The organism is Streptomyces sp. NPDC018019, from assembly GCF_044327805.1.
Classification (GTDB): domain Bacteria; phylum Actinomycetota; class Actinomycetes; order Streptomycetales; family Streptomycetaceae; genus Streptomyces.
This window is the reverse complement of sequence record NZ_JBIRGD010000014.1, coordinates 179,913-204,245: the sequence shown is the minus strand read 5'-3', so window position 1 is coordinate 204,245 and position 24,333 is coordinate 179,913. Positions and strand designations below refer to the sequence as shown.

The window sequence follows — 24,333 nt, the reverse complement described above, 5'->3', positions numbered from 1 at the left end:
GTGCCGGGGGGCCGCGGTTACGGGAGACCGTGGACGGCGAGGGCCACCGGTACGGGTGAAACAGCTCATCACACAGCGTTAGAATTCCGCCCGAATTGTTTTCTTCCCAAGGGGGACGTGTGTCCGGCGAACCGCAGACCGGAACGCAGATCGAGCTCTTCTACCGGGCGACGGTCGAGGATTTCCGGCAGGGACTCCAGGCGCGCGCACGGACCACGCCCGCCGGACGGCGCTTCAGATGGGTGTTGTGCGCGGCCGCCGTACTGCTGTACGTCGCCGCAGCACTGCTCTGGATGGACGGCGGAAGCGTGGACATGCGCCTGCTGGTGGCGCCGACGCTGATCCTGCTGGTGCTGCTGGGCATGCCCTGGTTGCAGGCCCGTCAGTTCCGCCGGTACGCCGAGACGATCGGCGAGTGCCGGACGGTCGTGGACGAGAACGGCATCACGGTCACCACCCGTCAGCAGACCAGCGCTCTCACCTGGCAGGCCGTGCCCCGCTACACCGAGAGCCCGCACGTGTTCGTCCTCTTCAGCGGCGACAAGGACGCCACGAGCCTGACGATCGTGCCCAAGCGCGGTGCGAGCAGCCCAGCCGACGTGGACCGGCTGCGGGCCGTGTTCGACCGGCATCTGACCCGCCTCTGAGCGGCCGGAGCGGTGCCCGGCCCGCCGCCCCGTCCCCGGCCCCGGGCCTCAGCCGTCGGCCCCGGCTTTCCGCCGGTCAGTGACGCCAACGTCCCTTGGCCCGTGCGTGCAGGCGGCCCCGTACGTCGTGTGGGGGCAGGAAGCGGGACCAGCGTTCGGGGTACTCGGACGGGGTGGGGGTGTCGTCGTCCTCGGTGTCGTCGTCCTCGTCCTCGTCGTCGTCCGGCTGCGGGGCTTCGGCCGGGCCGGGGTCCTCGGAGGCGGCGTCGTCCAGGCCGACGGCGGCGAGGGCGGAGCGCCGGGCCTCGGCGACCTCACGGGCGCGGCGTTCCTTCTCGGCGCGGCCCGCGGCGGTGGCGACCGAGGGCCACACCCGGTCGAAGGCGGCGTTCATCGCCGCGCCCACCAGGACCGCGAAGGCGGAGACGCCGATCCACAGGAGGACGGCGACCGGTGCGGCCAGCGAGCCGTAGATGGTGGGGCCCTCGACGGTCTGGGTCAGGTAGACACGCAGCAGCAGGCTGCCCAGTACCCACATGGCGAGGGCGACGACCGCGCCGGGGATGTCCTCGCGCCAGGGTGAGCGTACGGGGACGGACACGTGGTAGAGGGTGGTGAGGAAGGCGACGGAGAGGATGAGGACGACGGGCCAGTACAGGATGCGGATGGCGGTCCCGCTCGCCGGCAGCCAGCCGACGACGGTGTCCGGGCCGATCACCATCAGCGGCAGCGCCACGGCGCCGACCACCAGCGCGGCCAGGTAGAGCACGAAGGCCAGCAGCCGGGTCCGTACGATGCCGCGCCGCCCGTCCAGCCCGTACATGATCGTGATGGTGTCGACGAAGACGTTCAGCGCGCGGGAGCCGGACCACAGGGCGATGGCGAAGCCGAGGGAGACGACGTCCGGGCGGCGGCCGGTGAAGATGTCGTCGAGCAGCGGCCGGGCGATCTCGTTGACGCCCTTGCTGGACAGCAGCGTGTCGGACGCGTCGAGGATGTTCTCGCGGATGTGGTCGATGGTCTCCTGGCCGATCCAGGGCTCCAGATAGCCGAGCAGGCCGATGAATCCGAGGAGCAGCGGCGGCAGCGACAGCAGGCAGAAGAACGCCGCTTCGGCGGCGAGCCCGGTGACGCGGTACTCCATGCAGGAGTTGACGGTGTCCTTCAGCAGCAGCCAGGCGAGGCGGCGTTTGGAGACGTTGCGGTACAGGACCCGGGCCCTGTGCAGCCGGCCGGACGGCCGCTGCGCTGCTTCTTTCACTGGCTGCACCTCCTTACCGTATCTGCCATGGCAGCCACCACTCACACGGTCACGAACCAGCCTCCGCCCCTGGTCGGGTACGACGTCTTCGCCGCGGACGCGGCGCTCACCGAGGCCGTCGAGCGGCATGTGCCGCCGGACCTCCTGGACGAGGTGCGCGGCGAACTGGGCGAGCTGGGCCGCGCGGCGGGCTCCGCGCACGCGCAGCGCTGGGGCGCGCTGGCCGACGGCAACCCGCCCGTTTTGCGTACCCACGACCGGTACGGCCACCGGGTGGACGAGGTGGACTTCCACCCGGCGTGGCACCGCCTGCTGGGGCACGCCGTGTCGGCCGGGCTCACCGACGCCTGGTCGCGGCCGGCCGGGCACGTCCGGCGCGCCGCCGGGTTCCTGGTGTGGACGCAGGCCGAGGCGGGCCACGGCTGTCCGCTGTCGATGACGCACGCGGCGGTGCCGGCGCTGCGGGCCGAGCCCGCGCTGGCCGCGGAGTGGGAGCCGCTGCTGACGTCGCGGGTGTACGAGCCGGGGCTGCGGCCGGTGGCGGAGAAGCCGGGCGCGCTGGCCGGGATGGCGATGACGGAGAAGCAGGGCGGCAGTGATGTGCGGGCGACCACGACGGTCGCCGAGCCCCTGCCCGCCGACGGGGAGTACGTGCTGACCGGGCACAAGTGGTTCTGTTCGGCGCCGATGTCGGACGCGTTCCTGGTGCTGGCGCGGACGGCCGGGGACGCGGCGCGGCAGGCGGACGGGGGCGCGGCCCGGCACACGGACGGGGACGGGCTCACCTGTTTTCTGCTGCCGCGGGTGCTGCCGGACGGCAGCCGCAACTCCTTCCGCATCCAGCGGCTGAAGGACAAGCTGGGCAACCGCTCGAACGCGTCGGCCGAGGTCGAGTTCGACGGCGCGACCTGGGCGCGGCGGGTCGGCGAGGAGGGGCGCGGGGTGGCGACGATCATCGAGATGGTCGCGGCGACCCGGCTGGACTGTGTGACGGGGTCGGCGGCGGTGATGCGGCAGGCGGTGGCGCAGGCGCTGCACCACACCGCGTACCGGCAGGCGTTCGGCAGGCCGCTCGCCGGACAGCCGCTGATGCGCAACGTCCTGGCGGACCTGGCGCTGGAGTCGGAGGCGGCGACGGCGCTGGCGCTGCGGCTGGCGGCGGCGTACGACGCGGACACCGAGCAGGAGCGCGCCTTCCTGCGGCTGGCCGTCCCGGCGGCCAAGTACTGGGTGACCAAGCGCTGTACCCCGGTGGCCGCCGAAGCGCTGGAGTGCCTGGGCGGCAACGGCTACGTGGAGGAGTCCGGCATGCCGCGGCTGCTGCGCGAGTCGCCGCTGAACTCCGTCTGGGAGGGATCGGGCAACCTCCAGGCGCTGGACGTGCTGCGGGCGCTGCGCCGCGAACCGGCGGCGCTGCACGCGTTCCTGACGGAGATCGGTACGGCCCGGGGCGCCGACCACCGTCTGGACGCCGCGATCAAGGACCTGCTCACCGAACTGGCCGATCTGGAGGGCATCGAGGCCCGCGCCCGGCGCCTGGCGGAGCGGATGGCACTGGTGCTCCAGGGCGCACTGCTCGCCCGGTACGCGCCGCCGGAGGTCGCCGACGCGTTCTGCGCCTCGCGCCTGGGCACCGATCACGGCGCCTCGTTCGGCACCCTGCCGCCCACCCTCGGCCTCCGCGCGATCGTGGAGCGGGCGCGGCCGGTGATGGAGGACGGGGCGGACGGCTGACGGGCTGGACGGCTGAGGGGGCGAGCGGCTGAGGTCACGGGCGGCTCACCGGCGCGAGGACTTCGGTGGCGGCCGGGGCCAGGGCCGGTGGCGGCCCGGACGGAAGTGCGGTGACGGGCCCCGTTCCCTGAAGAGGGGGGTGGGGCCCGGGGCCCGCCACCGCGTGTGCGGGGAGCGGTGCCGCGCCGACCCGGCACCGCTCCCCGGTCTCGGACCGGCTCTCGGAGCCGGCCCTCAGGGCTTGTGTCCGCCTCCGCGGGCGGTCGCCGGGCCGAGCGGGCGGACGACGAGGTCCACCGGAGCGGGCAGCCGGCGCCGGACCGGGACGGCGGCGGAGCGGTGCGGGACGCCGTAGGGGCGCGCGAGGTGCGCGGCGAGCCCCGTACGGACGTGGTCCGCCGCACCGGCCACGACGGCGCGAGGAGTGACGTTCATCCTGTCGTTGCCTCCTCTCCGTGCTGCCGGTCACCTTCCTCGCCCCCGTCATACGCCACAACAGTTGCAGCCCGTTGCAACCAATTGGCGCAATCCCCCGTTCGGACGGGCCCGGTGACGGCACCATGGGCGGCAACGGCGGACAGTGCACAACGGAGAGATACAGCGTGAGCGACAGACCGATCGACATGGGTATCTGGTCGGCCCAGGAGATACGCGCGACGACGCGCCGCCTCGCCTCGGTCCGTGAGGCCGCGCTCTGCGGTGACCGGCCGGCCGCCGCGCCCCGTACGGTGATCCGCGAGTCCTGGCGCCGGGTGCTGGGCTCCGGCGTCGACCCGGACCGGGACCGCCGGGAGCGCCCGCTGACCGTGGAGGAGCTGGAGCACCGGCGGCACGGTTCCCAGCTGGCGTCCCTGCTGCCGCTGTTCAACAGCGGCCTGCTGCCGGCCGTCGACGCCGCCCAGCAGATCATGGTCGTCACGGACGCCGAGGGCCGGGTGCTGTGGCGGGAGGGCTGTGCGTCGGTCCGCCGGATGGCCGACCGGCACGGCTTCGAGAAGGGCGCGGACTGGACCGAGGAGGTCGTCGGCACCAACGCCATCGGGACCGCGCTGGTGGCCCGCCGCCCCGTCCTGGTGCACACCACCGAGCACTTCGTGCGCACCCACCACCAGTGGACGTGCGCCGCGGCGCCGTTGCACGACCCGCGCGACGGGCGGCTGCTGGGCACCGTGGACGTGAGCGGCCCGGCGCACAGCTTCCACCCCACGACCCTGTCGCTGGTCTCCGCGGTGGCCCGGCTCGCGGAGGGCGAGCTGCGCGACCGGCACCACGGCGCGCTGGACCGGCTGCGGGCGAGCGCCGCCCCCGTACTGGCCCGGCTCGGCGGCCGGGCGCTGGCCGTGGACAAGGACGGCTGGACGGCGGCGGTCGTCGGGCTGGCCCCGCCGGACCGGGTCGCGCTCCCCAAGTCCCCCGAGGCCGGGCCGCTGTGGCTGCCGCGGTACGGCATGTGCACGCTGGAACCGCTGCCCGGCGGCTGGCTGATCCGCGTCGGCGCGCCGCAGGGCGACGAACCCGGGTCCAGCCGGGTGCTGCTGGACCTCAGCGCCCGCGCGCGACCGGCGGTCACGGTCAGCGGGCCGGCGGGCAGCTGGTCGCACGAGCTGAGCCCGCGCCACGCCGAGGTGCTGTTCGTGCTGGCGCACCGGCCGCAGGGGCGCAGCGCCGCCGATCTGGCGCAGGACCTGTTCGGGGACCGCGGCCGTACGGTGACGGTACGGGCCGAACTGTCGCGGCTGCGCCGTCACCTGGCGAGCGTGCTGGCGCACCGCCCGTACCGCTTCGCCGACGGGGTGGACGTGGAACTGCGTCTGCCGCCGCGCCCGGTGGACCTGCTGCCGCACTCGACGGCGCCGGCGGTGGTGGCGGCGCGGCACGCGTGACCGCGGGCACGGGGCCGCGGCGCGGCGGAGGAGCACCCGGGCGACACGGCATCCCGCGATCGCTCCTGCCCTCCTGGAGGACCTGTCATGTCCATCAGCCTCGGCCCGCCCATCGGCGACCCCGCTTCTCTGCTCACCTGGGCCCGGCGCGCCGACGCCGCCCCGTTCCGCAGCATCGCGCTGCTCGACCGGCTGGTGTACGGCACCCCGGAACCTCTGATCACCCTGGCCGACGCCACCTCCCGCGTCCGGTTGCAGACCGAGGCGCTGCTCGCGCCGCTGCACCGCACCGCGCTGCTGACCAAACAGACCGCCACCCTCGGCCCTGCGGCGAGCGCGGGAAGATCATGGAGCCGGGCCTGTTCGACGGCGACGATCCGCTGATGACGGTGTTGTCGGACTCCTCAGCGATCTATGAGGACATGGGGAACGACGGCAAGCGGATGGTCATGGTCTGCTCGGCCGAGTGCTGCGACAAGATCCATGAGCACCCCGCGCTCCGGTGGTGTGATCGGCGATCACTGCCAGACCGGCAACAACGTGGGCCTCGACCCCGGCATCGCGTTCGGCCTCCGCTGCCGGACCGCCAGCGGCGTCACTCTCACCGTCCGCGCCGTCCCCGCCGACAGCCCCAGCACAGCCCCCACCGCTCATGCTCATGTCCGGCGTGCCTCCACGCGACGAACGTGGCGTCTCTCCGAGTGGTTAGTCGCAGCACGCGTACGGTGTCTCGGTTCGGAGGCAGATGCGGGCTCCCCGGGAGTGCGTTCTGCTGCGATGAGAGGGACCGAACCCTGCCGTTTCGTCTGCCGTTGGTGTTGAGACCGGTTATTCGGCTGCGGTGCTGTGGGGAAGGCTCGTGATGTCGTCTCCTTGTCCCAGGGTGCGCCACAGCTCTCTGGTTGTGTCGAGGAAGGCGGACAGGGCCTCAGCTGCATCGGTGCTCTTGAGTTCACCTTCGAGGTGAGGCGCCGTCTGGTTCCATGGCGTGACACAGACCTCCTTCACCGCGCTCCGCGCAAAACGCAGTTCCACCATTCTTCGGGCTTCGAAAATCCGGTCAACCAGAAAATTGACAACCCGGATGTGTTTTTCCAGCCCGCCCTTCAGCTCCTTCAGCTTATCCTCCAGCGCCCGCCTCGTGGTCTTTACCGCTCCGGCTTGGATGTCGAGGGTTTCGGGGTCGGGTGTCGGGGAGGGATCGGTGATGGCCTGCTGCATGTCGACGATGGCACTGTCGAGGATCTGTTCGAGCCGGTGGGTTCCGGGGATCGGGCTCTGTTTGAGGACGCTTTTGACCTTCAACGTGGCGGTGGTGGTGCTGCTGGCGACGCGTGCGGTGATGGTTCCCGGCTTGGCCGGCTTTTTGTTCTGCTCTTCCTTCGAGTCAGAGTGCTTTTCTTCCTGGTGGGTGGTGACCTGCAGGCCCATTTCGATTTCGGCCTGGTCGATCCCGAGCGTGGGCAGGTTGACCATGCTCAGCAGCGGGACGCTCACCCGTACGTTGCGCTCGGCCAGGGAGAGGTTCTCGTCCAGTTCCTGACGGCGGACGTCGAACTGCATCGTGCGGGCCAGGAAGTGATTGCCGTGCTGGTGGAAGCCGACCTCGGTGAAGACCTCGATGGTCTTGCGTGTGGCCAGTGCCTGGGCTTCGATGACCGACTGGTAGGCGCCGCCGAGCAGCTGCGCGATCTGCAGCGGGGTCAGCGTCGCCTCGGACACGGCCTCGGTGTCGGGGCGCGGTGCGGGCGGCTGCGTCACTGGGTTCCCTCTCGGGCGGCGGGTACCAGTTGGGGGCGCCCGTCGATTTCGACCTGCTCGACGCGCGCCGTGCGGACGTGGAAGCTCAAGGTGCTGCGCGCCTGTTCGGGGGCGGCATGGACGATGTCGGAGTCGACCGCCACCTTCAGCTGCGGCAGGCCGGCCGCCGTGGTATCCGCGTTGTACTGGGCCGCCGCATGCTGCCACTGTGCGGCCTCCGCCATCAGGGCCTCCAGCGCCGCGACCGCCTTGGGCGGGGCTCCCTGGACGAGGTCCTGGCGGGCCTGCTCCGGCAGCCGGGGGGCTTCAGGCAACCGTACGGGCCCGTGCCCGGCGTGGTCCCGGGCTGCGGCGCGGGCCTGGTCGACCCAGTCGCGCAAGCGGTCCAGCGCCGCGGCACTGGCGCCGGACGCGTCGGCGGTGAGGGCGGTGACCTGCCTTGCGGTGAGTGTGGACGGCGCTACGTGCGCCAGTTCCGGTGCCGGTGCCGGACTGCTGTCCACGGGGACGTAGGTGATCTGGAAGTGCACGTCCTCAAGGCTCATCGCAGGGTGGAGGCCCGGTTCTTGCGCCAGAGCCCGCTGCGCTTCGATCAGGTGCCGGTCGGCTTGGGCCACCGACAGGGCCATGCTGGCGATCAACTGTGGAAGAGTGAACTCGCTCATGCTCTTTCATCGGTGTCGGGAACGGGCGACGCCCCGGTGGCACCGCTCGGTTGCGGCAGGCACCGTGCCGCGATTCAGCTCAGGGCTACTTCTTGGTGTCGGTGACGGCTGTTTCCAGAATGCTCAGGATCCGGGCCAGCCCGGCGGGCATCTCGGCCTGCTCCGCCTCCACGTGGACGCCCAGCGTCGCGGACCGGTTGGTGGTGTCCTCCCGGGCGCTCTTGGACTCGTAACTGGCCTTGAAGGACGCCGTGCAGCCCCAGAAACTCGCGCCGGCGGAGGCTTCCACGCCGAACTTCTTGTCTTCTTTGACGACCGTCACCGACTGGATCTTCGTTTCGAAATCCAGCTTGACGGTTTTCAGCCGCAGGTGAGGAATGGGCAGCAGCGTCAGCAGGGGCGCGTTGACGGTGACGGTTTCTTCTTCGACGCTATTGGTGTCTTCGTTCTTCTTCTTGCGCTTCAGGTCGAAGGTGACCATCTGCGCCACCAGGTCGTTGTTCACCTTCTTCATGCCGACGCCGGTGACGAAGTCAGCGGTGGTCTGCGAGGCGAGCGCGGCAGCCTTGATGATGCTCTGCAGCGGCCCACCAATGATCTGCTCATACGGCAGAGCCAGCTCACGGCCGAGGTCCACCGAAGCCGGACTCTTGGGTGCGTCTGCCGGGGCAGTTTCGGTTCTGCGACTGCGCGTAGCCACACTGCACCTCCTTCGCTACGGAACGTAGCGCCATCACAGCACCTTCTCCAGGGACCGGCACGCTGAAAGCCGCATCGCCGTACTCCGTACAGCGCAAGAGGAGCAGCCGCGTGAGAGCCGGGAACTCCGTGGCTACTCGGTCCGGCACGGCGCGCACTGGCGCTCTCCTGAGGATCGGCCGGAGAGCTGGGATCATCGCGGACAGCGGGCCTTCCCTCGGATCGCCCAGGCGCGGTTGCGGGCGCGGGGCTGGAGCCTCGTGTCCCGGCCTCGCTTGCGGATCTGGCCGTACCTGTCGAGCAGCTTGCCCAGCCAGCAGACACCGCAGTTGCAGTGCGGCCTGTAGCGCCAGGGCCATGTCGACCAGGTCGTACAGCCGCGCGTCGGTGATCCATCCCGGGGTGCGGCTCCTTGATCCGGGCCGGGCTATTGCTCGAACGGGCAACGCCAGGAGGACCCGAGGGGGTGTGCCATGTGTTCCTGGTTGAGAGGTCTACCCGTTCCGAACCAGAGGAGCGTCATGTCCGATTGAAAGCAGGGGCCCGGGAACCCCATGAATGAGGCGATCGACGCACTCAAGAACCGGTCCGGGGCCTGTACGGCGACCGGACCCTCAAGAGGGAACAGAACATCGTGGAGGCCCGGCAAGAACGGTGGGACGCTTTTCACCGGGCTGCGGTGGGCCTCTGGATGCCTCCGCTTCCACTCCTCTCCCGCCCGGTCAAGAGACAAGGGCCCCGGTCCGGGTCCAGTGAGGACGGGCCCTGTGATGTGCTGGCCCCATGACCGTCACCGTGACCACCTGGCACCTCGAACAGACCGCGCCCGACGACCTCGTCCCGGCCGCTGCTCCCCCGGAGGAGCAGCGGGTCCGGATCGCCCGGGCGGAGGTGGTCTCGCCGGAGTTCAGCCGGTTCCTGTACACGTCCGTCGGTGGGGACATCACCTGGACGGACCGGCTGGGGTGGACGTACGGGCAGTGGGAGGAGTTCCTCGGGCGGCCCGGCGTGGAGACGTGGGTGGCGTACGAGCGGGACACCCCCGCCGGGTTCGTGGAACTGGACGCGCAGGCCGAAGGGGTCGTCGAGATCAGCTACTTCGGCCTGCTGCCGGTGTTCCGCGGGCGCCGGATAGGCGGGCACCTGCTCTCCTACGGGACGGCACGGGCCTGGGACCTGGCCGAGCGGTGGCCGGGGCGGGCGAAGACCCGGCGGGTGTGGGTGCACACGTGCAGCAAGGACGGGCCGTACGCGCTGGACAACTACCGGCGGCGCGGCTTCCGGGTGTGCGCGACCGAGGTGGGCGAGGAACCGGAGGTCTCCACTCCGGGGCCGTGGCCGGGGGCCTGACCTGGGCGGCGGATTCTTCCGGCATGCCGGAAACGCGGGCGGGCGGGTGCCGGGGAACCCGCCCGCCCGCGGCGTGAGCGGCACCACATCGTCCCGGCATACGGGACACACTTGTCCACATTCCGGAAGGCGGTGGACTGGCTCAAGAGCGCCGTGACACGCTTCCGTCATGTCTACAGCTGGAATTGCCTTGGTGAGTCGGCGGCACGTCGACCTCGGCCGCATGTCCAGCGCCATCTGTCCGGCGGGCTGACAGTCTCAGCAACGTCATCCCTTTTCGCCGTCCCCACCGTCGCGGACGCGCGGGCACCCTGCTCCGACCAGCCCCGGTCCCCTTCGCACCACCACCTCGCGCCGTTCCGCGGTGAGGTGCGTCCGCGCAGGTCACAGCGGGGTCGCCGATGCCCGCCCCGCCCTCACCGAGCCGCCCAGAAGGACGTACCGCCATGGCCGCCACCTCCGATCGACCCAGCACCGCCACGACCCGCCGCAAGGCCGGACGCCACCGCGGGGAGGGCCAGTGGGCCGTAGGGCACTTCACGCCGCTGAACGGGAACGAGCAGTTCAAGAAGGACGACGACGGTCTCAATGTGCGGACACGCATTGAGACGATCTACGCCAAGGCCGGCTTCGACTCCATCGACCCCAACGACCTGCGCGGCCGGATGCGCTGGTGGGGCCTGTACACCCAGCGCAAGCCCGGGATCGACGGCGGCAAGACCGCGGTCCTGGAGCCCGAGGAGCTGGACGACGAGCACTTCATGCTGCGGGTGCGCATCGACGGCGGACGGTTGAGCGTCGCGCAGCTGCGGGCCATCGGCGAGGTCTCCCAGGAGTACGCGCGCGGCACCGCGGACATCACCGACCGGCAGAACATCCAGCTGCACTGGGTCCGCATCGAGGACGTCCCGGCGATCTGGCGGAAGCTGGAGTCGGTGGGCCTGTCGACGACCGAGGCCTGCGGCGACTGCCCCCGCGTCATCATCGGCTCGCCGGTCGCCGGTATCGCGGCGGACGAGATCATCGACGGCTCGCCCGCGATCGAGGAGATCGAGCGGCGCTTCATCGGCAGCAGGGAATTCTCCAACCTGCCGCGCAAGTTCAAGTCGGCGATCTCCGGCTCGCCGGTGCAGGACGTGGTCCACGAGATCAACGACATCGCCTTCGTGGGGGTCGAGCACCCCGAGCACGGGCCGGGCTTCGACCTGTGGGTGGGCGGCGGCCTGTCCACCAATCCGCGCCTGGGCGAACGGCTCGGCGCCTGGGTGCCGCTGTCGGACGTGGCGGACGTCTGGGCCGGCGTCGTGGGAATCTTCCGGGACTACGGCTACCGGCGGCTGCGCAACCGCGCCCGGCTGAAGTTCCTGATGGCCGACTGGGGCCCGGAGAAGTTCCGGCAGGTGCTGGAGGACGAGTACCTCAAGCGGAAGCTGATCGACGGCCCGCCGCCCGCCGAGCCCAGCAGCCGCTGGCGGGATCACATCGGCGTGCACCGCCAGAAGGACGGCCGGTTCTACGTGGGCTTCGCCCCGCGCGTCGGCCGGGTGGACGGCGCCACCCTCGTCAAGATCGCCGAACTGGCCGCGGCGCACGGCTCGGACCGGCTGAACACCACCGTCGAGCAGAAGATGATCATCCTCGACGTGGCCGAGGAGCAGGTCGAGCCGCTGGTCGCGGAGTTGGAGGCACTGGACTTCCAGGTCCGGCCGTCGCCCTTCCGGCGCGGCACGATGGCCTGCACCGGCATCGAGTTCTGCAAGCTGGCCATCGTCGAGACCAAGGCGCGCGGCGCCGCGCTCATCGACGAACTGGAGCGCCGGATGCCGGACTTCGAGGAGCCGGTCACCATCAACCTCAACGGCTGCCCGAACGCCTGCGCCCGCATCCAGACCGCGGACATCGGCCTCAAGGGCCAGCTGGTGCTGGACGCCGACGGCAACCAGGTCGAGGGCTTCCAGGTGCACCTGGGCGGCGCGCTCGGCCTCCAGGCGGGCTTCGGCCGCAAGGTCCGCGGCCTGAAGGTGACCGCGGCGGAGCTGCCCGACTACGTGGAGCGGGTGCTGACCAACTTCCAGGAGCAGCGCGAGGAGGGCGAGCGGTTCGCCGCCTGGGCCGCCCGCGCGGACGAGGGAGCGCTGAAGTGAGCGAGCGGGCCGCGCCGTTCTTCTGCCCGTACTGCGGGGACGAGGACCTGCGCCCTTCCGAGGCGGGGACCGCCGCGGAGCAGAGGGGCGCGTGGGAATGCGGGGCGTGCAACCGCGCGTTCCGGCTCTCGTTCCTCGGGCTGCTGGCCAAGGGCGTCGCCGCCACGGCCCGGCAGCACGACAAACGCCAAGGGGGCAGCAGCATATGACGACGACTCAGGACCGTACGGAGGACGAACTGGCCGCGCTCGCCGAGCGGGCTGGGCGCGACCTGGAGGACGCCTCCCCGCTGGAGATCCTCACCTGGGCCGCCGAGACCTTCGGCAAGCGCTTCTGCGTCACCTCCTCCATGGAGGACGCGGTCGTCGCGCACCTGGCCTCGCGCGCCTTCCCCGGCGTCGATGTCGTCTTCCTCGACACCGGCTACCACTTCCCCGAGACCATCGGCACCCGGGACGCGGTGGACGCGGTGATGGACGTCAACGTCATCACCCTCACCCCGCGGCAGACGGTGGCCGAGCAGGACGCCGAGTACGGGCCGAAGCTGCACGACCGCGACCCGGACCTGTGCTGCGCGCTGCGCAAGGTCGCGCCGCTCGAAGCGGGGCTGGCCGGCTACGACGCCTGGGCGACCGGGCTGCGCCGCGACGAGTCGCCGACCCGCGCGAACACGCCCGTGGTGGGCTGGGACGCGCGGCGCCGCAAGGTGAAGGTCGCGCCGATCGCCCGCTGGACGCAGGACGACGTGGACGCGTACGTGGCCGAGCACGGTGTGCTGACCAACCCGCTGCTGACCGACGGTTACGCCTCGGTCGGCTGCGCGCCCTGCACCCGCCGGGTGCTGGCGGGCGAGGACGCACGGGCGGGCCGCTGGGCCGGCCGCGACAAGACCGAATGCGGGCTGCACGGATGAGCGGCCCCGGGAGGTCCGGCCACCGGGCGCCGGACCACGAGGACATACAGGACCTTCGGGAGCGAGAGATGACGGGCGCCACGGTGTGGCTGACCGGACTGCCCAGCGCCGGCAAGACCACGATCGCGTACGCGCTGGCGGAGCGGCTGCGGGGCGAGGGCCACCGCGTCGAGGTGCTGGACGGCGACGAGATCCGCGAGTTCCTCTCGGCGGGACTGGGCTTCAGCCGGGAGGACCGGCACACCAACGTCCAGCGCATCGGCTTCGTCGCCGAACTGCTGGCGAGCAACGGCGTCATGGCGCTGGTGCCGGTGATCGCGCCGTACGCGGACTCGCGGGAGGCGGTGCGCAAGCGCCACCAGCGCGAGGGCACGGCGTACCTGGAGGTGCACGTCGCCACGCCCGTCGAGGTGTGCTCCGAGCGGGATGTGAAGGGCCTGTACGCGAAGCAGGCGGCCGGTGAGATCTCCGGGCTGACCGGCGTGGACGACCCGTACGAGGCGCCCGAGTCGCCCGACCTGCGCATCGCGTCGCACACCCAGACCGTGCAGGAGTCCGCGGCGGCGCTGTACGCGCTGCTCACCGAGAGGGGACTGGCATGACGACCGCCACCGCCGTGAGCACGGCCGCCGGGAACACCGGCGACGCCGGCAACCCGTACGCGCTCAGCCACCTGGACGCGCTGGAGTCCGAGGCGGTGCACATCTTCCGCGAGGTGGCGGGCGAGTTCGAGCGGCCGGTGATCCTGTTCTCCGGCGGCAAGGACTCGATCGTCATGCTGCACCTGGCGCTGAAGGCGTTCGCGCCCGCACCGGTGCCGTTCGCGCTGCTGCACGTGGACACCGGCCACAACTTCCCGGAGGTGCTGGACTACCGCGACCGTACGGTGGCCCGGCACGGGCTGCGGCTGCACGTCGCCTCCGTACAGGACTTCATCGACCGCGGCGAGCTGCGCGAGCGGCCGGACGGCACCCGCAACCCCCTCCAGACCGTGCCGCTGCTGCACGCCATCGAGTCGAACCGCTTCGACGCGGTGTTCGGCGGCGGACGCCGGGACGAGGAGAAGGCGCGGGCCAAGGAGCGGGTGTTCTCGCTGCGCGACGAGTTCGGCGGCTGGGACCCGCGCCGCCAGCGCCCCGAGCTGTGGCAGCTCTACAACGGCCGGCACTCCCCCGGCGAGCACGTGCGGGTCTTCCCGCTGTCGAACTGGACCGAGCTGGACGTGTGGCAGTACATCGCCCGCGAGAAGATCGACCTGCCCGCCATCTACTACGCCCACGAGCGCGAGGTCTTCGCCCGTAACGGCATGTGGCTGGCGCCCGGTGAGTGGGGCGGTCCCAAGGACGGCGAGAGGGTCGAGACGCGCCTGGTGCGCTACCGCACCGTCGGTGACATGTCCTGCACCGGCGCCGTCGACTCCGACGCGGCCACCATCGAGGCCGTCATCGCGGAGATCGCCGCCTCCCGGCTCACCGAGCGGGGCGCCACCCGGGCCGACGACAAGCTGTCCGAGGCCGCCATGGAAGACCGTAAGCGCGAGGGGTACTTCTAACCATGAGCACGATCGTCGATCCGGTCGACGTGGCCGCGACGGCCACCTCGCTGCTGCGCTTCGCCACCGCGGGCTCGGTGGACGACGGCAAGTCCACCCTGGTGGGGCGGCTGCTGCACGACTCCAAGTCGGTGCTGGCCGACCAGCTCGAAGCGGTCGAGCGGGCCTCCCTGGGCCGCGGGCAGGAGGCCCCGGACCTGGCCCTGCTGACCGACGGGCTGCGGGCCGAGCGGGAGCAGGGCATCACCATCGATGTCGCCTACCGCTACTTCGCCACGCCCCGGCGGCGGTTCATCCTCGCCGACACCCCCGGCCATGTGCAGTACACCCGCAACATGGTCACCGGCGCCTCCACCGCCGAGCTGGCCGTGGTGCTGGTCGACGCCCGCAACGGGGTGGTCGAGCAGACCCGCCGGCACGCCGCCGTCGCCGCGCTGCTGCGCGTGCCGCACGTCGTGCTGGCCGTCAACAAGATGGACCTGGTGGACTACGCCGAGCCGGTCTTCGCGGCGATCGCCGAGGAGTTCACCGCCTACGCCGCCTCGCTGGGCGTACCGGAGATCACCGCGATCCCGATCTCCGCGCTGGCGGGCGACAACGTGGTGACGCCCTCGACCAACATGGACTGGTACGGCGGCCCGACCGTGCTGGAGCACCTGGAGACCGTCCCGGTGGTGGCCGACCCGTCCGAGGACCCGGTCCGCTTCCCGGTGCAGTACGTCATCCGCCCGCAGACCCCCGAACTGCCCGACTACCGCGGCTACGCGGGCCAGATCGCCTCCGGCGTGCTGCGCGTCGGCGACGCGGTGACCGTGCTGCCGTCCGGCCGCAGCAGCACCGTCGAGGCGCTGGACCTGCTGGGCGAAGCGGTGGACGTGGCCTGGGCGCCGCAGTCGGTGACCGTACGGCTCGCCGACGACCTGGACATCTCGCGCGGCGACCTGATCGCCCCGGCCACGGCCGCGCCCGCCACCACCCAGGACGTCGAGGCGACCGTCTGCCACGTCGCCGACCGGCCGCTGCGGACCGGGCAGCGGGTGCTGCTCAAGCACACCACCCGCACCGTCAAGGCGATCGTCAAGGACATCCCGTCCCGGCTGACGCTGGACGACCTCTCCCAGCACCCGGCGCCCGGCGAGCTGGCCGCCAACGACATCGGCCGCATCGTGCTGCGCACGGCCGAGCCGCTGGCCCTAGACCCGTACGCCGACTCCCGGCGCACCGGATCGTTCCTGCTCATCGACCCGGCGGACGGCACCACGCTGACCGCGGGGATGGCCGGGTCCGCGTTCGCCGAGGCGGCCGAGGCCGCGGTGGCGGCTGCGGACGACGACGCGGAATGGGACTTCTGACATGAGCGATCCCCTGGCCCTGGACGCCTTCTCGACCTTCGCGAAGGAGGGCGGCCGGATCGGCAGCGGCGCCCTGGGCAGCGGCCAGGGCGGCGTCGGGCGATGTGCGGGCCGATGACGTACCGCCGCATGCCCCTTTTCCGCTGCTCCGCCGCTCTGCCGGGCCCGCCGTAGGCGCTCGCCGCCCGGCCCTCCGAGAGGATCACCTCCCGTGCCTGCCGTACGACGCCTCCGCCTCCTCGCGGCCGCCGCCACCGTCCCCCTCCTGCTGGGCGTGCTCGGCGCCTGCGGCTACGGGTCCCGCGCCAAGCAGGACGGCCAGGGGGCGGTCGCGGCCGAGGGCCCGAAGATCGACGGGCTCGACCGGGTCAAGGTCGGCTACTTCGCCAACACCACGCACGCCACCGCGCTGGTCGGCGACCAGAAGGGGTTCTTCCAGAAGGAGCTGGGCGGTACGAAGTTCGCGCCGTCGGTGTTCAACGCGGGCCCGGCGGAGATCGAGGCGCTGAACTCCGGCGCCATCGACATCGGCTGGATCGGCCCGTCCCCCGCGATCAACGGCTGGACCACGTCGCAGGGCAAGAGCCTGAAGATCATCTCCGGGTCGGCGTCCGGCGGTGTCTCGCTGGTCGTGAACCCGGAGAAGATCAAGAGCCTGGACGACCTCAAGGGGAAGACCGTCGCCACGCCGCAGCTGGGCAACACCCAGGACGTGGCGCTGCTGAACTACCTGGCGGAGAAGGGCTACCGGGTCGACGCCACCACCGGCAAGGGCGATGTGACCGTCCAGCGCACCGAGAACAAGGTCATGCCGGTCGCCTTCCGGCAGGGCGGTATCGACGCCGCGTGGGTGCCCGAGCCGACCGCGTCCAAGCTGGTCGCCGAGGGCGGAAAGGTGCTGCTGGACGAGAAGAAGCTGTGGAAGGACGGCAAGTTCGTCATCACGAACGTGATCGTCTCGCAGAAGTTCCTCAAGGAGCATCCGAAGGCCGTCGAGGCGGTGCTGCGCGGTTCGGTCCGGACCAACACCTACATCCGGACCCATCCGGCCGAGGCCAAGCGGGCGCTCAACGACAAGCTGGCCGCGACGGCCGGCAAGCCGCTGCCGCCCGCCGTGCTCGACCCGGCGTTCCGCAACACCGACGTCACCGACGACCCGCTGGCCGCCACCCTCCAGCTGGAGGCGGACCACGCGGTACGGGCCGGCCTGCTGAAGAAGCCCGCCCTCAAGGGCATCTACGACCTCACGCTGCTCAACAAGGTGCTCAAGGCCGAGGGCAGACCGGCCGTCGACGACGCCGGTCTCGGCAGCGCATAGTCCCGCCGCACCGCACCCCAGGAGGTGACACCGATGACGACCACCACGCTCCCCCAGCCCGGCACCCGGCCGTCCGCCCCGGCAGACGCGGGCGGCGCGGCCGCTTCCTACGCCGCTCGCATCGACCATGTCTCGAAGTCGTTCGGCCGTCCCGGCGCGCAGCAGCATGTCCTGGACGACATCAGCATCGATGTCGCACCGGGCGAGTTCGTCTGTCTGCTGGGGGCGTCGGGCTGCGGCAAGTCGACGCTGCTCAACCTCGTCGCCGGGCTCGACGGGCCCTCCGCCGGCCGCATCGAGACGCCCGGCGGCCGGCCCGCCCTGATGTTCCAGGAACACGCGCTGTTCCCGTGGCTGACCGCGGGGCGCAACGTCGAACTGGCGCTGCGGCTGCGCGGGGTGCCGCGCGCTGAGCGGCGCGGACAGGCGGAGCGGCTGCTGGAACTCGTACGGCTCAAGGGCGCGTACGGCAAGCGCGTGCACGAGCTGTCCGGCGGCATGCGGCAGCGGGTCGCGATGGCCCGCGCGCTGGCCCAGGACAGCCGGCTGCTCTTGATGGACGAGCCGTTCGCGGCGCTCGACGCGATCACCCGCGACGTGCTGCACGACGAGCTGACCCGCATCTGGCGGGACGCCAACGACGGCGCCGCCGGCAGCGGCGGCCTGTCCGTCCTGTTCGTCACCCACAACGTCCGGGAGGCGGTGCGGCTCGCCGAGCGGGTGGTGCTGCTGTCCTCCCGGCCCGGCCGGATCGCCCGCGAGTGGACCGTGGACATCCCGCATCCGCGGCGCATCGAGGACGCGGCGGTCGCCGACCTTTCCGTAGAGATCACCGAACAGCTCCGTGGGGAGATCCGCCGCCATGGCCAGCACTGAGACCGGGACGGCCGCCGAGGCCGCCGGAGCCGCCGACGGGCCCGAGGCGGGCGCGGCACCGGCCCACGCCGCGAAAGCCGCGCCGACCGCCGCGCCGACCGCCGCGAAGCCGGACGGCGCGGCCGACCTGGCCGGGCTGGAAGCCGGTCTGGACGCCCTCGACACCACCGTCACCGACCGCCGGCCCTGGTCGCGCGCGGTGGCCGCCAAGGCCGTACCGCCGGTCGTCGCCATCGCGCTCGTCCTCGGCCTGTGGCAGCTCGCCTACCACTTCGAGCTCAAGGACCACTATCTGCTGCCCAGCCCGGTCGAGGTGGCCCGGTCGCTCCAGGACAAGTGGCTCGAAGGAACCCTGCTCGACTACGTGTGGACGAGCGTGTCGCGCGGCGCGCTCGGCTTCCTGGCCTCGGTGGCGATCGGTACGCCGCTGGGCCTGCTCGTCGCCCGGGTCAAGCCGGTACGGGCCGCGATCGGACCCATCCTCAGCGGCCTCCAGTCGCTGCCCTCGGTGGCCTGGGTGCCCGCCGCCATCATCTGGTTCGGCCTGAGCGACGCCACGATCTACGCGGTGGTGCTGCTCGGCGCGGTCCCCTCGATCGCCAACGGCCTGGTCGCCGGCGTCGACCAGATCTCGCCGCTCTACCTGCGCGCCGGCCGCACGATCGGCGCTCGCGGACTGACCGGCGTACGGCACGTCCTGCTGCCCGCCGCGCTGCCCGGCTACCTCGCCGGCCTCAAGCAGGGCTGGGCGTTCTCCTGGCGCTCCCTGATGGCCGCCGAACTCATCGTCAACGCCGCCGACCTGGGCACCGGCCTCGGCCAGCTCCTCGAACAGGGCCGTGAACTCCAGGACATGTCCTGGGTGCTGTCCGCGATCCTGCTCATCCTCATCGTCGGCATCGGCATCGAGCTGCTGATCTTCGCCCCGATCGAGCGGCGGGTGCTGCGCAGCCGCGGACTCCTGGTGAAGAGCTGACCCATGGACGGACGACCGGCCCTCCTCGTCATCGCGCACGGCAGCCGCGACCCGCGGCACGCGGCGGCCGTCACCGCGCTGCGCGCGCGGGCGCGGGCACTGCGGCCCGGCCTGCGCGTCGAGGTCGCCTTCCTGGACTTCAACGCGCCGGACGTGCCCCGGGCGCTGCAGCGGCTGGCCGCGGACGGCGTACGCGAGGTGGTGGCCATGCCGCTGCTGCTCACCCGCGCCTTCCACGCCAAGACGGACATCCCCGCCGTGCTGCGGGAGGCCGGTGCACGGCTGCCCGGGCTCACCGTCCACCAGGCCGGCGTCCTGGGGCCCTCGCCGCTGCTGACGGCCGCCCTGGAACGGCGGCTGTACGAGGCCGGGCTGCGGCCCGGCGACCGGCGCTCGACCGGGGTCGTGCTGGCCTCGGCGGGCTCCTCCGACCCGGAGGCGATCGCAGTGATCGCAGAAATCGCGCGGGAGTGGCGGCGCACCACCGGTTGGTGCGCCGTGCGGCCTGCGTTCGCCTCCGCCCGCCTGCCCCGTACGGCGGACGCCGTACGGGCGCTGCGGGCCGACGGCGCCGAGCGGGTGGCCGTGGCCCCGTACGTCATCGCCCCCGGCTTCCTCCCGGACCGCATCGCACGCGGTGCCGAGGAGGCCGGGGCCGATGTCCTCGCCGCCGTCCTGGGGCCGGCGCCGGAGGTGGCACGGCTGCTGGTGCAGCGGTACGAGGAGGTCCGCGCCCGGGAGGTTCCGGCGCTGGTCGCCTGACCGGCAGGCCGTCAGCCGCGCGGCGGCAGCCGGTGCAGTTCCACGTCCGTGAGCCGTCCCTCCCCCACCCGCGCCGTCATGTACGTGCAATACGGCTGCCGTCTGCGGTCGGTCGGGGAGCCGGGGTTGAGCAGGCGCAGCCGGCCGTCGTCGGTGGTGGTGTCCCACGGGATGTGGCTGTGGCCGAAGACCAGGACGTCCAGGTCCGGGTACCGCTCGGCGCACCGGCGTTCCCGGCCCTGTTTCTGGCCGGTCTCGTGGACCACACCCCAGCGCAGGCCGCCGAGTTCGGCGCGGGCCACTTCCGGGAGGCGGGCGCGCAGTTCCGGGCCGTCGTTGTTGCCGTACACGCCGATGAGCCGGCGGGAGCGGTCCTCCAGGAGGTCCAGGGTGGCGGTGTCCACCCAGTCCCCGGCGTGTACGACCACGTCGGCGCGCGCCACCTCGTCCAGCAGCTCCGGCGGCAGGGCCTTGGCGCGTTTGGGCAGGTGGGTGTCGGACATCAGGAGCAGGCGCACGGGCCGGCCGTACCTCTCTCCCGGGCGGCCCCGGCTCCCGGGCGGTCGCTTCTCGGACGGTCGTCTCTCACAGGCAGTCGCTTCTCACAGGCAGTCGCGCGGCAGCGTCTCGTTCCATGTGCGGGAGAAGACGCGGCGGTCGTTCTCGTAACCGTCCAGGGTGGCGTCCACGATGAACTCCTTCTCGCTGCACCGCAGTTTCTGGTGGGTGACCACCCGTACGTCCCAGTCGCCGCGCCGGAAGCGCATGGTCCACAGGGTCTCGCCGGCGGCGGAGGTGAAGTCGTCGGCGACGGTCGTGTACCGCTCGTAGGCGCGCCGGCCGACCTCCATGCCGGTGGCGTCCAGGCGGGTCAGCCCGCGGTCCTTGACGATCTCCAGTTCCGAGTTGTAGCCGACCAGGTCGCGCTTGACCTCCCAGCGCTCCTCCGGCGCGGTCAGCTGGGTGGTGGACAGCGGCCTGGTGCCCTCCGGTTCGCCGAACGGGCGCGGCGGCAGCCGGTCCGGTTCGGTGGTGGGCCGGACCGGCAGCGTCAGGGCGCTGGTCCCCTCGTGCACGCTGAGCGTGGCGGGCCGGGGCGGCGGCCAGGCCAGCGGCCAGTACGAGGTGGACAGCGACAGCCGGATGCGGTGGCCGGGCGGGAACGCCTGGGCGACGCCGTTGAGCTGGATGGTGGCCCGGTAGCGCCGGCCGGGCTCCAGCGGCTCCGGTTCGCCGATCGTCTCGTGGTGGGCGAGGTTGAGCACGCCGTAGGTGACGCGGGTGGCCCGGCCGTCGGGGGCCACGTCGGAGAGCCGGGCGGCGACCATGGCGACCGGTTCGCTGACCGACAGGTCCAGTTCGACGGTGGGCGAGCCGAGGATCTCCACCCGCTGGCCGAGCCGGTCGCTGTCGAAGACGAGCGATCCGCCGTCCTCCTCGCGCTGGTCGTACGGCAGGTCCGGCGGCGCGTTGTAGGACGCCCACTTGCCGGCGAACTGGCCCACGGACAGCGGTGACTGCACCGTCAGCACCCCGCAGTCCCGGTCGCCGCACTCCTCGCCGTCGGCGCCGATGCGGTGCCGGAACAGCGGGCGCGCGACGGTACGGATGTGCGGCGAGGGCCAGTCCGGTTCGCCGACCCAGCGGCCGGGCCGGGTCTCGTACGAGGTGGACGGCGGCATGCTGTCCTGCATCCAGGCGCTGAGCATCGGCCCGTCCATGACGTTGTTGTCGATGCCCTTGAGCCAGTGGTCGAACCAGCGCACCACTTCCTGGAGGTAGCCGATCGCGGGCCCCGGTTCGCCCAGATGGGGGAACTTGTGGGACCACGGGCCGATCAGCCCCTTGCGCGGTACGTCGAGGCCGCCCAGCAGCCGGGTGACGGCGTTCGAGTAGCCGTCGGCCCAGCCGCTGGAGGCGAGCACCGGGCAGCGTACGGAGCTGTAGTCCTCGCACACCGAGGCGTGCCGCCAGTAGTCGTCGCGGCGCTGGTGGCGCAGCCATTCCAGGACCCACGGCCGGGTGTTCTCCAGCCGCTCGTGCCACATCCGGCGCCAGCGTCCGCCCACCACGGCCGGGTCGGGCGGGCAGGTGCCGTAGGCGAACATGGTGCCCGCCTCGGCCAGATTGTCGGAGAGCAGCTGGCCGCCCATGTAGTGCATGTCGTCGGCGTACCGGTCGTCGGTGAAGGACGCGATGACGATGGCGCGCAGACTGGCGGGCTGCCGGGCGGCGACCTGGAGGGCGGCGAAGGCGCCCCAGGACAGGCCCATCATGCCGGTGGTGCCGTCGCACCAGGGCTGTTCGGCCAGCCAGGCGAGCACGTCCTCGGCGTCGGCCTGCTCCTGTTCCAGGTACTCGTCCCGCAGCACGCCCTCCGACTCGCCGGCGCCGCGCAGGTCGACGCGGACGCAGGCGTAGCCGTGGCCGGCGATGTACGGGTGGTGGATGGAGTCGCGTACGGCGGTCAGGTCCCCCTTGCGGTACGGGATGTACTCCAGCACCGCAGGCACCGGTTCCTCGTCGGAGGCGGTGGGGCGCCAGATGCGTGCCGACAGACGGGTGCCGTCGGAGACGGGGATGGAGACGTGGTCCTCCTCCGTCGTGGCGCAGGGCAGATTGCTCACGAAACGCATGCGGCGACCTTCTCCTTACTGTCGTGCGCACCGGCGCCGCCACGCGGGCCGGCCGCCCGGTTCAGCCGTCCCGGCTGCCGGGCCGGGTCCGCTCGCAGGCCAGGTCCAGGGCCGCCACGCAGTGGTCGTACTTCTCGCGCAGCTCCTCTTCACTGTCGCCCCCGGTGAAGACATGGGCCAGTTCGAAGCTGTAGCTGTCCTGCTGTTCCATGTCCGACAGGTGCTGGCCCGGACGGGGGATGACATGGATTCGCGTGCCCGGGATCCGGCTCTCGATGCGTGCGATCTCCTCGGGGGAGGGCACCTTGCAGGCGACGCCGTCGGCGAACCACCGGTAGTACCACTTGGCGGCCGTCCGGTAGCGGCCCGCGCGGTGCGGCATGGCCGGGTCCTCGCCGAGGGCGAGGCGCAGCATGGCGTGGTGGTTGGGCGCGCCGTCGACGTACTGGAACAGTTCGGCGTGCGACTGGGAGTGCCGGGGGTTGACCTCCAGCACGTTGATCGCGTCGGTGTGCGGATCGTAGAAGTACTCGATGCTGAACGTCGCCTCCTGCATGCCGATCTGCCGCATGACGCGGGCGGAGATGTCGCGCAGCCGGTGCAGGACGGGCTCGGGGAGCGTCGAGGGGTACTGGTGGCGCAGGAAGGACGAGCTGCCGGGGTAGTCGATGGAGTCCAGGACGCCGTAGACGGTGACCTCGCCGTCGTGGACGTAACCCTCGACCGCGACCTGGATGCCGGACAGCGCCTCCTCCGCGAGGCAGACCCGGCCGCCGACGCCGGCCATCTCGGGCGGGAGGTCGAGGCGGCGGAGGATGTCCTCGAAGGGGCGGCCGACGCGGCCGATGCCCTCGCGGATCTTGGCGACCGCCGCGCGGAACTCCGCCTGGTCGTGCACGCCGAAGGCCAGCTCCGAGGAGTACGCAAGAGCGGGCTTGAGCCACATGGGGAAGCGGACGCCCTCGGGCGGCCCCGGGTCCGGCGCGTGGAGGTCGACCCGGCCGAAGCGCGGGTGGGTGTCGACGGCCTTCTCCTGCTCCAGGCGGCTCCAGTACTTGTGCTCGCACTTGACGACCGACTCCAGGCCGGTGCTGCGGGTGCCGTAGCGCTCGCTCAGGATCGGTACGAGGGTGCTCACGGGGAAGTCCCAGTAGCCGACGATCGCGTCGATGCTGCCCTCGAAGGAGTCCAGGACGCGCTGGGCCTTCTCCAGGAGGCGGGGTACGGACACCTCGCCGACCTGGAGTTCACCGATGGTGAGCAGGGGGTGGAAGCGGTACCTCCCCGCGTCGGGCACATCGTGCAGGGCGGGCAGGTTCGCCTCCTCCAGGCCGAGTACGAAGATGTTCTTCCCGCTCACCGGGTCCTCCTAGGGCTCTTGCGCTGCGGGAGGACGCGGGTACCCCTGCGGTTGCCGGCCATTCGCGGCGCGGGCCCGGAGGCCGGGGTCGAGGCCACCGGACCAGGGCGGAATCACTGTCCGATTAATCCCATATTGGCCGGGTACTGGAGGGGCGGCCGCCCGGCAGACCGCCGGACGGCACCCCACCCCGGTACTTCGGAGGACTTCATGAGCGACACCAACCCCATCGAGCTGCAGAAGGCGCTCAAGGGCGCGCACTACCCGGCGAGCAAGGACGACCTGGTCTCCTGCGCCGAGGGCAACCACGCGGACGGCAGGATGCGGGACAAGATCTCCAGCATTCCCAGCAAGAGCTACGAGAACCCGGCCGAGGTGGAGAAGGCCGTGTTCAAGAACCGGTAGCGGCGCCTCGCGCAGCCGGGGCCGGCGGGACGGGCGTCC

General features: G+C 71.8%; 24 protein-coding genes and 1 pseudogene. 17 read left to right on the top strand and 8 right to left on the bottom strand.

The genetic code is table 11. From position 1 onward, the window contains the following. Positions 1-119: 119 nt before the first annotated feature. Positions 120-647, top strand: a complete 528-nt coding sequence (locus ACH4FX_RS23655) for a YcxB family protein (protein WP_398481973.1) — start codon at positions 120-122, stop codon at positions 645-647. A 76-nt stretch (positions 648-723) separates the two neighbouring features. Here the strand turns inward: ACH4FX_RS23655 and ACH4FX_RS23650 are convergent, their stop codons facing one another. Next, positions 724-1,917 (bottom strand): YihY/virulence factor BrkB family protein, encoded by a 1,194-nt coding sequence (locus ACH4FX_RS23650; RefSeq protein ID WP_398481972.1) that lies wholly within the window; start codon positions 1,915-1,917, stop codon positions 724-726. An 18-nt stretch (positions 1,918-1,935) separates the two neighbouring features. Here ACH4FX_RS23650 and ACH4FX_RS23645 point away from each other — a divergent pair, with 18 nt between their 5' ends. Beyond that, entirely contained in the window at positions 1,936-3,642 is a 1,707-nt protein-coding gene (locus ACH4FX_RS23645) for an acyl-CoA dehydrogenase family protein (protein ID WP_398481970.1), read from the top strand. Positions 3,643-3,876: 234 nt separating this feature from the next. On the opposite strand, the gene ACH4FX_RS23640 is transcribed toward ACH4FX_RS23645, so the two are convergent. Further along, entirely contained in the window at positions 3,877-4,077 is a 201-nt protein-coding gene (locus ACH4FX_RS23640; protein WP_398481968.1) for a hypothetical protein, read from the bottom strand. Between the two features lie 167 nt (positions 4,078-4,244). Between ACH4FX_RS23640 and ACH4FX_RS23635 the strand changes: the two genes are divergently transcribed. Together ACH4FX_RS23635 and ACH4FX_RS23630 are read left to right on the top strand one after the other, a co-directional pair. Beyond that, positions 4,245-5,525 (top strand): GAF domain-containing protein, encoded by a 1,281-nt coding sequence (locus ACH4FX_RS23635; RefSeq protein WP_398481966.1) that lies wholly within the window; start codon positions 4,245-4,247, stop codon positions 5,523-5,525. An 87-nt stretch (positions 5,526-5,612) separates the two neighbouring features. After that, a pseudogene (locus ACH4FX_RS23630) lies at positions 5,613-5,846 on the top strand (LLM class flavin-dependent oxidoreductase); the annotation flags it as partial. A 507-nt stretch (positions 5,847-6,353) separates the two neighbouring features. On the opposite strand, the gene ACH4FX_RS23625 reads toward ACH4FX_RS23630, so the two are convergent. From ACH4FX_RS23625 to ACH4FX_RS23615, 3 genes are all read right to left on the bottom strand, one after another. Beyond that, complete coding sequence (locus ACH4FX_RS23625) at positions 6,354-7,286, bottom strand: DUF2589 domain-containing protein (protein WP_398481964.1); 933 nt, start codon at positions 7,284-7,286, stop codon at positions 6,354-6,356. Further along, positions 7,283-7,951: a hypothetical protein gene (locus ACH4FX_RS23620; protein WP_398481962.1), complete on the bottom strand. Its 669-nt coding sequence runs from the start codon at positions 7,949-7,951 to the stop codon at positions 7,283-7,285. Before ACH4FX_RS23620 ends, ACH4FX_RS23625 begins: the two co-directional genes overlap by 4 nt. A gap of 85 nt (positions 7,952-8,036) precedes the next feature. After that, entirely contained in the window at positions 8,037-8,588 is a 552-nt protein-coding gene (locus ACH4FX_RS23615; RefSeq protein WP_398481960.1) for a DUF2589 domain-containing protein, read from the bottom strand. Between the two features lie 845 nt (positions 8,589-9,433). Here ACH4FX_RS23615 and ACH4FX_RS23610 point away from each other — a divergent pair. The 12 genes from ACH4FX_RS23610 to ACH4FX_RS23555 all read left to right on the top strand — a co-directional run bounded on the left by ACH4FX_RS23610 (position 9,434) and on the right by ACH4FX_RS23555 (position 19,893). After that, positions 9,434-10,000 (top strand): GNAT family N-acetyltransferase, encoded by a 567-nt coding sequence (locus tag ACH4FX_RS23610; RefSeq protein WP_398481958.1) that lies wholly within the window; start codon positions 9,434-9,436, stop codon positions 9,998-10,000. Positions 10,001-10,169: 169 nt separating this feature from the next. After that, positions 10,170-10,253 carry a putative leader peptide gene (locus tag ACH4FX_RS23605; protein ID WP_312024626.1) on the top strand — a complete coding sequence of 28 codons (84 nt, stop codon included), beginning with the start codon at positions 10,170-10,172 and terminating at the stop codon, positions 10,251-10,253. A gap of 193 nt (positions 10,254-10,446) precedes the next feature. Next, positions 10,447-12,144 (top strand): nitrite/sulfite reductase, encoded by a 1,698-nt coding sequence (locus tag ACH4FX_RS23600; protein WP_398481956.1) that lies wholly within the window; start codon positions 10,447-10,449, stop codon positions 12,142-12,144. Next, positions 12,141-12,353 (top strand): hypothetical protein, encoded by a 213-nt coding sequence (locus ACH4FX_RS23595; protein WP_398481954.1) that lies wholly within the window; start codon positions 12,141-12,143, stop codon positions 12,351-12,353. Before ACH4FX_RS23600 ends, ACH4FX_RS23595 begins: the two co-directional genes overlap by 4 nt. After that, entirely contained in the window at positions 12,350-13,057 is a 708-nt protein-coding gene (locus ACH4FX_RS23590; RefSeq protein ID WP_398481952.1) for a phosphoadenylyl-sulfate reductase, read from the top strand. Before ACH4FX_RS23595 ends, ACH4FX_RS23590 begins: the two co-directional genes overlap by 4 nt. A 68-nt stretch (positions 13,058-13,125) precedes the next feature. Next, a complete protein-coding gene (cysC, locus tag ACH4FX_RS23585) occupies positions 13,126-13,659 on the top strand; it encodes an adenylyl-sulfate kinase (protein ID WP_398481950.1) in 534 nt (177 codons plus the stop codon). Beyond that, positions 13,656-14,609, top strand: coding sequence for a sulfate adenylyltransferase subunit CysD (cysD, locus tag ACH4FX_RS23580; RefSeq protein ID WP_398481948.1), 954 nt, complete (start codon positions 13,656-13,658; stop codon positions 14,607-14,609). Before cysC ends, cysD begins: the two co-directional genes overlap by 4 nt. A 2-nt stretch (positions 14,610-14,611) precedes the next feature. Beyond that, a complete protein-coding gene (locus tag ACH4FX_RS23575) occupies positions 14,612-15,961 on the top strand; it encodes a sulfate adenylyltransferase subunit 1 (RefSeq protein ID WP_398481946.1) in 1,350 nt (449 codons plus the stop codon). Positions 15,962-16,172: 211 nt separating this feature from the next. Continuing rightward, entirely contained in the window at positions 16,173-17,279 is a 1,107-nt protein-coding gene (locus tag ACH4FX_RS23570; RefSeq protein ID WP_398481944.1) for an ABC transporter substrate-binding protein, read from the top strand. Between the two features lie 33 nt (positions 17,280-17,312). After that, positions 17,313-18,155 carry an ABC transporter ATP-binding protein gene (locus tag ACH4FX_RS23565; protein WP_398481943.1) on the top strand — a complete coding sequence of 281 codons (843 nt, stop codon included), beginning with the start codon at positions 17,313-17,315 and terminating at the stop codon, positions 18,153-18,155. Next, positions 18,142-19,131 carry an ABC transporter permease gene (locus ACH4FX_RS23560; protein WP_398481941.1) on the top strand — a complete coding sequence of 330 codons (990 nt, stop codon included), beginning with the start codon at positions 18,142-18,144 and terminating at the stop codon, positions 19,129-19,131. The genes ACH4FX_RS23565 and ACH4FX_RS23560 overlap by 14 nt, the downstream gene beginning before the upstream one ends. A 3-nt stretch (positions 19,132-19,134) precedes the next feature. Beyond that, positions 19,135-19,893: a sirohydrochlorin chelatase gene (locus tag ACH4FX_RS23555; protein ID WP_398481939.1), complete on the top strand. Its 759-nt coding sequence runs from the start codon at positions 19,135-19,137 to the stop codon at positions 19,891-19,893. A gap of 11 nt (positions 19,894-19,904) precedes the next feature. Here ACH4FX_RS23555 and ACH4FX_RS23550 read toward each other — a convergent pair whose 3' ends face one another. From ACH4FX_RS23550 to ACH4FX_RS23540, 3 genes are all read right to left on the bottom strand, one after another. After that, positions 19,905-20,411, bottom strand: coding sequence for a metallophosphoesterase family protein (locus ACH4FX_RS23550; RefSeq protein ID WP_398481937.1), 507 nt, complete (start codon positions 20,409-20,411; stop codon positions 19,905-19,907). 84 nt (positions 20,412-20,495) lie between these two features. Beyond that, positions 20,496-22,529, bottom strand: coding sequence for a CocE/NonD family hydrolase (locus ACH4FX_RS23545; RefSeq protein ID WP_398481935.1), 2,034 nt, complete (start codon positions 22,527-22,529; stop codon positions 20,496-20,498). A 61-nt stretch (positions 22,530-22,590) separates the two neighbouring features. Then, entirely contained in the window at positions 22,591-23,889 is a 1,299-nt protein-coding gene (locus ACH4FX_RS23540; protein ID WP_398481934.1) for an acetyl-CoA carboxylase biotin carboxylase subunit family protein, read from the bottom strand. A gap of 210 nt (positions 23,890-24,099) precedes the next feature. Here ACH4FX_RS23540 and ACH4FX_RS23535 point away from each other — a divergent pair, with 210 nt between their 5' ends. Beyond that, the gene (locus ACH4FX_RS23535) at positions 24,100-24,294 is read left to right on the top strand and encodes a DUF2795 domain-containing protein (protein ID WP_398481932.1); all 195 of its coding nucleotides are present in this window, start codon (positions 24,100-24,102) and stop codon (positions 24,292-24,294) included. The last annotated feature ends 39 nt before the right edge of the window (positions 24,295-24,333 follow it).